General features: G+C 63.0%; 7 protein-coding genes. 3 read left to right on the forward strand and 4 right to left on the reverse strand.

What is annotated here, in order from left to right:
- The first annotated feature begins 276 nt into the window (after window positions 1-276).
- Both LJE63_07795 and LJE63_07800 read left to right on the forward strand, forming a co-directional pair.
- Window positions 277-1,761 carry a CDP-alcohol phosphatidyltransferase family protein gene (locus tag LJE63_07795; protein MCG6906511.1) on the forward strand — a complete coding sequence of 495 codons (1,485 nt, stop codon included), beginning with the start codon at window positions 277-279 and terminating at the stop codon, window positions 1,759-1,761.
- Between the two features lie 236 nt (window positions 1,762-1,997).
- Entirely contained in the window at window positions 1,998-4,487 is a 2,490-nt protein-coding gene (locus LJE63_07800) for a vitamin B12-dependent ribonucleotide reductase (protein ID MCG6906512.1), read from the forward strand.
- 52 nt (window positions 4,488-4,539) lie between these two features.
- Here the strand turns inward: LJE63_07800 and LJE63_07805 are convergent, their stop codons facing one another.
- Window positions 4,540-4,728 carry a hypothetical protein gene (locus LJE63_07805; protein MCG6906513.1) on the reverse strand — a complete coding sequence of 63 codons (189 nt, stop codon included), beginning with the start codon at window positions 4,726-4,728 and terminating at the stop codon, window positions 4,540-4,542.
- A 147-nt stretch (window positions 4,729-4,875) separates the two neighbouring features.
- On the opposite strand from LJE63_07805, the gene LJE63_07810 reads away from it, so the two are divergent.
- Window positions 4,876-5,793 (forward strand): hypothetical protein, encoded by a 918-nt coding sequence (locus tag LJE63_07810; protein ID MCG6906514.1) that lies wholly within the window; start codon window positions 4,876-4,878, stop codon window positions 5,791-5,793.
- Window positions 5,794-6,288: 495 nt separating this feature from the next.
- Here the strand turns inward: LJE63_07810 and genX are convergent, their stop codons facing one another.
- The 3 genes from genX to LJE63_07825 all read right to left on the reverse strand — a co-directional run bounded on the left by genX (window position 6,289) and on the right by LJE63_07825 (window position 10,425).
- Window positions 6,289-7,227, reverse strand: a complete 939-nt coding sequence (gene genX, locus LJE63_07815; protein ID MCG6906515.1) for an EF-P lysine aminoacylase GenX — start codon at window positions 7,225-7,227, stop codon at window positions 6,289-6,291.
- Window positions 7,217-8,539: a histone deacetylase gene (locus LJE63_07820; GenBank protein ID MCG6906516.1), complete on the reverse strand. Its 1,323-nt coding sequence runs from the start codon at window positions 8,537-8,539 to the stop codon at window positions 7,217-7,219. The genes genX and LJE63_07820 overlap by 11 nt, the downstream gene beginning before the upstream one ends.
- Before the next feature lie 197 nt (window positions 8,540-8,736).
- Entirely contained in the window at window positions 8,737-10,425 is a 1,689-nt protein-coding gene (locus LJE63_07825) for a hydantoinase/oxoprolinase family protein (GenBank protein MCG6906517.1), read from the reverse strand.
- Window positions 10,426-11,132 lie beyond the last annotated feature (707 nt).

An 11,132-nucleotide genomic window follows, 5' to 3' on the forward strand; every position in this document is an offset into this window, starting at 1 on the left:
GAAAAAACCTTCAAAATCCAGGAGCAGGTGGACCGCATCGCGGCCATGACCGCCAAACTGATGGGAATCACCAAATATGAAACCCGCCATTACGCCAGGGGCCGCAGAATCATCGACATCGACAAGGCCTCGCAAAACTGCGGGTGAGCCGCCGTCGCGGCCGGCGTTGGGCGGCAGGGGGTTAACCCCACAGCCGGCAATCCGCCATGCGTAGCCCCGAAGCGGCATGGCGCCGACTTTTTAAGCGCCGCCGAAACCCTGCAGTCCCGCGTGAAGATGAGCGAACATCTTAAAATTCCACAAAAAATAACAGCGATCCTGGTCTACGGCCGTCCACCGCTGGTTTTTGCCGGCATGCTTTGCGCCATCGCCGTGATGTGGACCCGCAGCCCGGTTCTCTACACCCTGGGGGTCGTGCTGCTTTTCATCGCCATGAGCTTCGACCTGGTAGACGGCTGGTTTTCCGCCCGCTTTCAGCCCAACCCGACCCTGGCCAACCTGGCCGACCGCATCATGGACAAGATCGTCTATTCGATCATTTTTCCGCTGGTTGCGGTGGGGATGATGTGGCGCCTGCTTTTCAGCACCCCGGCCCACGCCAAAATCGAACTGCTGCACGCCATTTTCGTCCTGCTGATCTGTGTAACGGTGCTGATTCGCGACAATTTTGCCAGCTTCATGCGCAGCTTCGCCCTGCGCAAGGGCCAGGAGCCCGAACAGAGCGAATACACCCGCCTGCGGACCGTGGTGGCCGCGCCCCTGAGCGCTCTCCTCTACGCTCATGCCTTTTACATCCCCGAGGGGCCACCGTCCCGAATTTACTTCTGGATCTCCTGGCTGGGCAACCTCCCCCTGCGGGGGCTTTTCGTGATCGAAATCGTCTTTCTGATCATCACCTTCGGCTCCATCGCCGGCTACTGCCGCAAATACGGCACGCTCTGCCTGGACGAACTCTGCCTGGGGGATGACCGCCTGCGCCGCCGGATTCTCTCGGTCTTTCCCAACGCCCTGACCCTGATGAACGCCATGATGGGGCTGCTGGCGGTCTTTTTCGCCTACCAGACGCGCATCCGCGAAGCTTACCTGATCCTGATGGGGGCAGCGATCTTTGACAAGTTGGACGGCGCCGTCGCCCGGCGCCTGGGGCTCACCGATCCCAGCGGGGACCCGGCCGAGGACCGGCGCCGAATCAACATCGGCGGTGTGCTGGATGACGTCGCCGATGCCGTCAGCTTCTGCATCGCGCCGGCCTGGATTTTCTACATCTGCCTGAGCGCCCTCCCCGAACCGCTGCCAACCCGTGTGCCGGTGGGGTTGGTGGCGGTCTTTTACGCCATGCTGGGCTTCACCCGCCTGATCTACTTCACCCTGGACCGGCACCCGATACCCGGTTTTTTCAAGGGTATGCCCACCCCCGCGGCGGCCCTCCTGATCACCGCCCCGCTGATTCTTTTGGATCAGAACCTGCTCACGGCCCCCGAGACGGCGCGCAACTGGGCGATCTTCAGCTTCTGGCTGACCATTTTGACCGCCGGCCTAATGAACCTCTACCCCGTCCGCTATATCCACATGGGCCGCTTCAGTGACCGCCACCCCTGGTTCACCCGCATCAACCTGCTGCTGGTTCTGGTCTTCATCCTCACCCCCTATTTCGGCTACCTGGTACTCATCCAGCAGCTGCTCTACCTGCTGTCCCCGCTGGTGACCTGGCGGGTGGACCCCAAGGTGGCCGTCATGGAAGCCAAGGATCTGGATAAATAGCCGCCGGCAGGCCCTCCACCCCAGCGCCGGTCTTTTTGGGGCGCCGGCCACGGCAAGCCTGCATCCGGGGTCAAACCGGCAAATGTTGGGTCTTTTTTCTATTGACATACAATATCTGGTATGAAAAGAAGTGAACCCGTCGATATGTTGCCAGGCCCCGGTTGCCGCCGGGCGGCGCAATCCATCCAAAACCGATCTCCGGGGGCGCCCCGCTCCGATACTGCAGGAGGGCTGTCATGGGTCAGAAGGGCAAATTTCTGGTGATGGAGGACGGACAGCTGGATCTCAGCCAGTACGTCTGGGACGACCACCGCTTTGCCGACATCCTGATGCGCGAAAAGGTGCTCGACACGCACCAGGCCATGGCCATCAGCCGTTTTCTGCGGCAGGAAATCGAAACGCTGGAACTGCCCACCATCACCGTGCCCTTTATCGAGCAGCTGATCGAAGCCAAGTTTCGCGAGTACGGCCTAGTCAAGCCCGCCTCGCTGCGCTTCGACAAGAGCATCTTCGTCCGTAACGGCCTGAACCTTTCGGAGAACGCCCGCACGGTCCTGGAACGGCGCTATCTCAAAAAAGATCCGGACGGCACCGTGCTGGAAACCCCGCAGCAGATGTTCCAGCGGGTGGCAGCCCATATCGCCTCGGCCGAAAAAAATTACGGCGACGAAAACCGGGTGCGGGAGGTGGCGGAGATCTTCTACCAGCTGATGGTGGAGGCCAAGTTCCTGCCCAACTCGCCCACTCTGATGAATGCCGGCCGGCGCCTGGGGCAGCTGGCGGCCTGCTTCGTGCTGCCCGTGGAGGACAGCATGGAGGGCATCTTCGGCGCACTGATGAACGCCGCCATGATCCACAAGTCCGGCGGCGGCACCGGCTTTTCATTTTCGCGCCTGCGCCCCAAGGACAGCAATGTCGGCTCCACCGGCGGCGTGGCCTCCGGACCGGTGTCGTTCATGAAGATTTTCAACACCGCCACCGAGCAGGTCAAGCAGGGCGGCACCCGCCGGGGGGCCAACATGGCCATCCTGCGGGTGGACCACCCCGACATCCTGGAGTTCATCACCTGCAAGCAGGACCACCAGTCCCTCAACAATTTCAATATTTCGGTTGGTGTCACGGACGCGTTCATGCGGGCCCTGGAGGCCGGCGCCGCCTTTGACCTGCTGGACCCCCGCGACGGCCGCAAGGCGGGCACCCTCAAGGCCGCCGAGGTTTACAATCTGATGGTGGAGCGGGCCTGGGCCAACGGCGACCCCGGCATCATTTTCCTGGACCGCATGAACCGCGACAACCCCACCCCCGAGTTGGGGGCCATCGAAAGCACCAACCCCTGCGGCGAACAGCCCCTGCTGCCCATGGAGGCCTGCAATCTCGGCTCTATCAACCTGGCGCGGTTCGTCAGCAGCGAGGCCGGCAGCCCGGCCATCGACTACGAGGCCCTTAAGGAAGTGATCGGCTGGTCGGTCCGCTTTTTGGACGACACCATCGATGTCTCGCGCTATCCACTGCCCGAAATCACCGCCATGGTCCAGGGCAACCGCAAGATCGGGCTGGGGGTCATGGGGTTTGCGGACCTTCTCTATCAGCTGGGGGTCCCCTACAACTCCGAGGCCGCGCTGCAGATCGCGGCCGAAGTGATGGGCTTTGTCCGTGAAACCGCCCGGGAGGCCTCCCGCACCCTGGCCAGAAAGCGCGGGGTGTTCGAAAACTTCGGCAAGAGCGTTTTCAAGGGGCGCCGAGACGGCCGCCTGCGCAACGCTACCACCACCACCATCGCCCCCACCGGCACTTTGAGCATCATCGCCGGGTGCTCCAGCGGCATCGAGCCGCTTTTCGCCCTGAGCTTCGTGCGCCATGTCATGGACGATGACAAGCTGACCGAGGTCAACCCGTATTTCAAAAAAACGGCCGAGGAGCGCAATTTCTACAGCCGCGAGCTCATGGAGACGATTGCCGCCCGGGGCACCATCCAGGACATGCCGGAAATTCCCGAGGATGTCCGGCGGGTGTTCGTGACCGCCCACGACATTTCGCCGGAATGGCATATCCGTATGCAGGCCGCCTTCCAGCAGCACACCGACAACGCGGTTTCCAAGACGGTCAACCTGCCCCACGACGCCACCGTGGCGGACGTGCGCAAGGTCTACGACCTGGCCTATGAGCTGGGATGCAAAGGGGTGACCATCTACCGCGACGGCAGCCGGGAAAACCAGGTGCTCTCCTTTTCCCGTAAAACGGCCGCCGACAGGGGGTTCATGACCGCGGTCAAGGAGCGGCCGGAGACTCTGGAGGGGTTCACCACCCGCATGGTGACGGGCATGGGCCACCTCTACGTGACCGTCACCGAATATGAGGGCCGACCCTTCGAGGTCTTCGCCACCATCGGCAAGTCCGGCCGCTCGACCACCGCCAAGACCGAGGCCATCGGGCGGCTGGTTTCGCTGGCGCTGCGCTCGGGGGTCGAGGTCGCCGAGATCGTCAAGCAGCTCAAGGGGATCGGCGGGGAGTACCCGGTATTTCAGAAGGGCGGTCTGGTGCTGTCGATTCCGGATGCCATCGGACGGATTCTGGAAAAGCGCTACCTGAAAAAAGGCGCCGAGGGCCCCCCCGCCAAACGCAGCAACAGCCTATTGGGTGAAACCTGCCCGGACTGCGGCCAGACGGTGAGCTTCGAGGAGGGCTGCATGACCTGCCATTTTTGCGGCTTCAGCAAATGCGGGTAAAAAAAGAATGCGGCCGCCGGCCGCTCAGGCCCCCCTTGGCGCAAACGGACGCTCACTTTTTGGCGGGGGCCTGGGGGTCATCCTCCGCCGAAGGCGCAAGCCCCTTGACAGTCTCGTTTACGGCCGCGTAAACTGACCTGAACGTTTCGGGTAAGGTGGTCGGGGAGATCCTTCCGGTTTCAATGAATTTGACCACGATCTCCTTGGCCGCTCTCAAGATCTGCTCATCTACTGAACTCATGGGAACACCTTGCTGATGTTGAAAAATTGGGTTCCGGTGGCGCTAACAGAATCCGGCGCGGCTGTCAACACGCCCCGCTGCGGGCGCAGCCAGAGGCCGCTGCCGGCTCGGGCAGCCGGCCACCATATACGGCCCGGGTGGATCCTGATGGGTCTCTTACTGGTGTGCCTGGGCGCCCTGCTCTGCGGCTGTTCGCAGGTCTCTAAAATTCAGAAGAAAAGCCGCCAGCTGGCCCGCGAGCTGCCCTTTACCGGTGACGGTCTCAAACGCACGCTGGCCATCGGCCCCGTGGAAAACCTCACCCCTTACCGGGATCATCCCCTCGCCGAACAGCTCAAGGATCGTCTGAGCCAAACATTGCGGGATGGCTGCCCGCGGGTTTTGATGCCCACCGACGGCGACGGGGGCGTTCAAAGTGTCCTGGCAGCCCTTCAGCAGGGGGACGCCCAGGCGGGACGCCCCAAGAACCTGGTGCTGGCCGAGGCCGGCCGGCAGGCGGGCCTGAATGCCATTTTAACCGCGGCGCTGACGGAGATCGCCACCACCCGCCAGGAAAAGGGCATCCTCTGGTACAAGGACACGTACATCTACCTGCGGATCCAGGTCACCGTGGTAGTTTACGACACCGCCACCGGCGCCAAACTGCTGGACGAAACCACCGAGCATCGCACCCAGGTCGACGAAATGGACGGCTTCGACCCCCTGCCCAGCCAAGACCTGATCCTGCCGTCGGTCCGTGCGACCCTCGATCTTCTGGCCGAGTCGGCCGCCGACAGGGTTTGCCAGCGGCTGAGCGCCCAGCCCTGGAGCGGTTTCATCATCGCCCGCGAGAACGACCGGATAGAGCTCTCCTCGGGAGCGGCTATCGGGCTCAAACCCGGCACGGTTCTGGAAATTTTTGACGACAGCGGCACCATCGACGGCGCCCAGGGCCAAAAGTTCTTCCTGCCCGGCCTGAAAGTCGGTGAGGCCAGGGTTTCGGCGGTCACCGAATGGCAGGCCGAGGCCGCCCTGCTGAGCGGCGGCGATGGGGTCAAAACCGGCCACAGCGTGAAGCTCAAATAGGACGGTTCCGCAAAAAGTCCAATCTCTGCGTTGCGCTGCATCTCGAAGTCGCTGCGGCGTGAATAAGTACGCCTCACGCCGCTGAGATTTGCGCGCCGTAACTTGGCCTTTTCACGGAACTGTCCGGTTTTTGACTTCTAAGGGACTAACCGGGTTTTTTGGCCGGGGTCTTTTGCCCCATCGTCCCGGGCCGAGCATCACAGCAGCCGGCGAAAAAGGCCCTGTGGCTGTCTGAGCGTAAGCGAGTTCCACAGGGCCCGCCGGCTGCGAGAAGCGCAGGGCAGCCCGAAGGGCCCCGGGACGCGGGCGGTTTCTTTTGGTTCGTTTTCTTTTCCGCAAAAGAAAATGAACAAAGCCGAATCGGAATTATCGACTTCCGGCCCGGCACCGGGGTAACCATCAAAGTTCCTTTCTGCAAAAACACCGCGCCGCGGGGTAAAATGATTTTTACCGCTTCATCAAATAGGATCTCGCGGGCCCGGCAGCCTTTGGTCCTCACAGCTCTTCGGGGGTGAAGGCCACCACGTCGTCGATGTGCGACCGGTCCGATAGGAGCATCGCCAGGCGGTCCACCCCCAGGGCGTTGCCGGCCGCCTCGGGCATCCCTTCCAGGGCCGCCAGGAATTTTTCGGGCATCGGCCCCACCGTTTTGCCGCCCGCACGGCGCGCGGCCATTTCAGCCTCGAAGCGCTGCCGCTGCTGGGCGGGATCGGTGAGTTCGCCAAAGGCATTGCAGAGCTCCAGGCCGGCAATGTAGAGCTCGAAGCGTTCGACGACCCCGGGCATGTCCCGCCGCAGACGGGCCAGGGCGCCGTGAACCGCAGGGTAGTCGTGGAGAAATTGGGGCCGCGGCAACCCCAGACGCGGCTCGATTTCAAGCCCCATGACCTCGTCGAAACGCCCGGCGGCCAGCGCATCGGCCATGGAGAGCGAACCGTAGCGCTCGAAAGCCGCCGCCACCGACAGCCTGGGCCAGGGCGGCCGCAGGTCCAGCGCTGATCCCTGGTAGTCCAGCTCGAAACCCAGCCCCACCTCCCGCGCCACAAAACCGATCAGACGCTCGGTCTCCCCCATCATGTCCACATAGTCCGCCCCGGCGCGGTACCATTCCAGGAGGGTGAACTCCGGCAGGTGGCGCCGGCCGCGCTCCCCGCGGCGGTGGCAGCGGCAGATCTGGAAAAGGCGCGGATAGCCCGCGGCCAGCAGCCGCTTCATCAAGAGCTCCGGGGAGGTGTGCAGAAACCACTCGCCGCTGGGCTGGGGGTCGATGTGAGCCTCGGGGGCCAGGGTTGGCAGGCGGTGCGGGGTTTCCACTTCCAGGTAGGCATGGCGCTCAAAAAAGCGCCGGATGGCCTGGATCACCCGCGACCGGAAAACCAGCACGGCTTGGTTGCGGGTTTGCCGAAGCCCCGGGGGGCCGGTGTCAGGCGCCATGCTGCCGCTGGTGATAGGTGTCGGCGGTGCGGTCCTGCAGGATGACGGCGTCGTAGGCCTCGCGCTGGGCCGTCTCGAACCACTGGTAGCCGATCTCCCTGCAGGCCTGGCAGGCTTTGCGCGGGATGTGCACGCACAGCGCGTGGCGGCCGCGGTCGGCGGTCGAATCGATCTGCAGCGCGCCCGCACAGTCCGGGCAGATGCTGATAATTTCCTTCTGGGATTCGAGCAGATTGTCGGTGTCGTAAAAGATGTTGCGCGTCCGACGGTCGAGCCCGCGGCGCTCGCGGCTGCGCGCCGAACGCTGCTCCCGCTGGGCCCAGTTCTGGAGGGTGAGTTCGCCGATCTGTTCGATTCTGCGGCTGGTCTCGCGGGTTTGGCGAATTTTGACGGGGTCGTAGTTGGGCTCCCGCACCTGGGAGTAGTCCAAACCGGCCATGGCCAGGATGATCCCCACGTTGACGTACGGCAGGGCGCCCTCGATGGCGTAGCCGCCTTCAAGCACGGCGATGTCCGGCTGCAGGATGCTGGTCAGCTGGGCGTAACCCTGGGCCGAGAAGTTCATGTTGGTGATGGGGTCCGAAAAATGGTTGTCCTGACCGGCGGAGTTGATCACCAGCTGGGGTTTGAACTCCTCCAGAATGGGTTTGACCACATGTTGGGTGACATAGAGAAAGCCCTCTTCCGAGGTATGCGGCGGCAGGGGGATGTTGACGGTCGTGCCCAGGGCGTTCGGACCGCCCAGTTCGTTGGAGAACCCGGTCCCGGGGTAGAGGGTGCGGCCGTCCTGGTGCATGGAGATGAAGAGAGTGTCGGGGTCGTGCCAGTAGATGTCCTGGGTGCCGTCGCCGTGGTGGCAGTCGGTGTCGACGATGGCCACCCGGTCGACGCCGTAGGCCTGCCGCAGGTACTCGACCATGATGGCTTCGATGTTGATGTTGCAGAAGCCGCGCGCGCCCTGGACCACCCGCATGGCGTGGTGTCCCGGGGGCCGCACCAGGGCGAAGCCGCGCTGGACCCGACCGTCCATCACCGCCATGCCGATGGTCTTGGCACCGCCGGCGCTGATGAAGTGCGACTCGGTCATGACGCTCCAGACGTCCGGCACGCAGAAATGAACCCGCTGAACGTCCTTGATGGGCACCAGGTCGGGTTTGAACTCCTCGATCCCCTCGATATCCAAGAGCCCCTCCTCGAACACCTGGTCCTGGGTGTAGAGCAGGCGCTCCTCGCGCTCCGGGTGCGCCGGGCTGATGGCCCAGTCGAAGGCCGGGAAAAAGACCAGACCGGTCTTGTACTTGGCACGTTGCATGGTGGCCTCCGAGGGCTAAGAGTGGCGGCGGCGGGCCGCTTTCAACCCTGATGAACTGGTAAGTCAAAATCCAGACGGTTTCGAAAAAAGCGCCAAGCTGCGGCGCGCAAATCTCAGCGGCGTGAGGCTTACTTATGGTACGCCGCAGCGACTTCGAGATGAAGCGCAACGCAGAAATTGGGCTTTTCGCGGAGCCGTCAATCCTCGGTGGCCAGAATTCCGGCAACCGTATCGTACTCGTTGATGAGACCGGGCTTCACCTGGACCTTGATCCGAATGTTGCGGCCGGAGGTGTAAAACCCGCGCACCATGTTGAACCTCAGGTTTTCCACGACCTCGGTGGCGAGGTCATCGACGTTGGAACCCGCGCGCAGGGCTTTCTGGCGCAGCAGCATGAAGGCCGTCTCGAGGGCGTCCTCCTGGGAGAAGTCGCGGCCGGCCCGCTCACGGTAGTTCTCCTCGGGGGCCGCGACAATGCCCTGCTCGGTATCGGCAAAGAGCGTCACCTCGCAGGTGGTGCGGGCCAGGGCGGCGCCGATGGCGTTGGCCACTTTCCAGCGCGGCACAACGCCCACCCGGTAGCTGGAAAGGGCCTCCAGGCGCTTGGCAAAGACAGGCGCCGGCCCCCCGATGACCAGCATGATTTCCGGCTGGATGGCGCGCCCCTCGTAGAGTTCATGGACCGTGTAAACGGGCTGGCTGTTGATCTGCGCGAGCATTTCCCCGACGGCATCCAGGATTTTGCGGCAGGTTTCGTCGAAGACGTGCTGGGCGGCGGCGGCCACCGACATCCCCAGGGGGCCCGCAAGGGCTTCAAATCCCTTGGCGGCCTTGGCCGGGTCGCCGCGCTGGAGAAGCCCCAGAACGATCAGGGCATCGGTCGGTGTGGGCACCGGCCCGCCGTGAGCCATGGCCGGACCGAGCCGCTCGGGGCCGATTTGCAGCCGGCCCCCCTCCAAACGCACATGGCTGTCGCCACCGACACCGATGGAAAGGGTTTTCAGCGAGCGCAGGAGCGTCTTGTAGCCGCCCAGATGGATGCCCAGGGGTTCCAGCACCGGCACGCGGTTGATCAAAACCGCCATGTCGGTGGTGGTGCCGCCGATATCCAGAACGATGCTCTCCTCCTCCACCGGGGCGAAGGCGATGGCGCCCATGACGCTGGCGGCGGGACCCGAGAGGATCGTCTGGGCCGGAAAATCGATGGAGGCCTCGAAGCTCATGGTGCCGCCGTCGGCCTTGAGGATGTGGATCGGAATGGCCAGCCCCTTTTTTTCCAGGGAGCGTTTGACGGCCTCGAAGAACTTCTTGTGAATTGGGTAGACCGAGGCGTTGAGATATGAGGTGGCGATCCGCCGCGGGAAGTTGAGGTTTCCCGAACACTGGTGCCCCATGAAGACCTTGTCCACGTATGGGCTGAGAATTTCGCCGATCTGAAGTTCGTGATGCGGGTTGCGCACGGAGAATTTGCAGACCACACCCACGTGGCGAATCCCTTTTTTCTTGAACCGCTTGGCGATTTTTTTGATTTCTGCGCCGTCCAGGGGGTCGATCTCCCTGCCGCGGTGATCGATGGCCCCACTGAGGGCGTGATAGTGCTCACCGATGCGGAAAAATTCGGGATCGACCCCCGGCCCGGAGGCCACAATCATGCCCACCGGCGGCAGCTTATCCTGAATGATGGCGTTGGTGGTCAGGGTCGTGCTGAGCACCGCGCGGCTGATCAGGGCGGGATCGATGCCGGCGGTGATCGCTTCCAGGCCGGTTAAAACCGTCTGGAACAAATCGGCGGCATCCGTGGGAACCTTGATTTCGGCCACCACCCCTTCGTCGCCCAAAAGGACGACGTCGGTATGGGTGCCGCCAACATCCAATCCAATTATCATCGTATTTTCCTGATCCCGGCCGTACCCCGCAAGGGCATCGGCGACTGTCGCCTCAACGGACCGCGGGGGGCCGCTTCGATCCGGCGGCGGCCCGCCGGCGCACACGCCTCATTGCTCTAGCAGCGAGTGTCGCAGCCGGATGCTTCCAACCCCCGCGACAGGTGCCATATTGCCACACCCGACATTAAACTGTTCCAGGCTACCGCAAAAGGTGTTTTCTTGTCAATCACGAAACAGAAGGGATTTCGGTGTGATGCGCACCGGCAGGCCCGCGGCGGCAACGGTCGGGTGGATTTAACTAGTTTGACTCGTCCCTGGCACCTCTCACCCTTGTCTGCATCCGGGCCGAACGCCGCGGCGGCACCCGTTGGCAGGGGAATTTAAGCCTGAATCCAAGCGGTTATTTCATTTTTGACATATTGACAAAGTCGTTTCCCTCCTTCATTGTTTTGCCAGGTGCCCTTTTTCGGCCCATCCCGCCACAAACGCCAAAGTCCCGCTGGGAAAACCGCCCCTTGAACGGGCGTTGGCCCACTATCACACCCATAAACCAAAAGGAGGCACACCATGGATCAGATACTGAGAATACAGATGGGCGGCGCAACCGGTCCGAGCGCCAAGACCGAGCCGGTCGGCGCCTATGCCGGAATGGGCGGTCGCGCCCTGACCTCCACCCTCGTCGCCGGGGAAGTGCCCCCCACCTGCCA

It is taken from the genome of Desulfobacteraceae bacterium (assembly GCA_022340425.1).
GTDB lineage: Bacteria > Desulfobacterota > Desulfobacteria > Desulfobacterales > JAABRJ01 > JAABRJ01.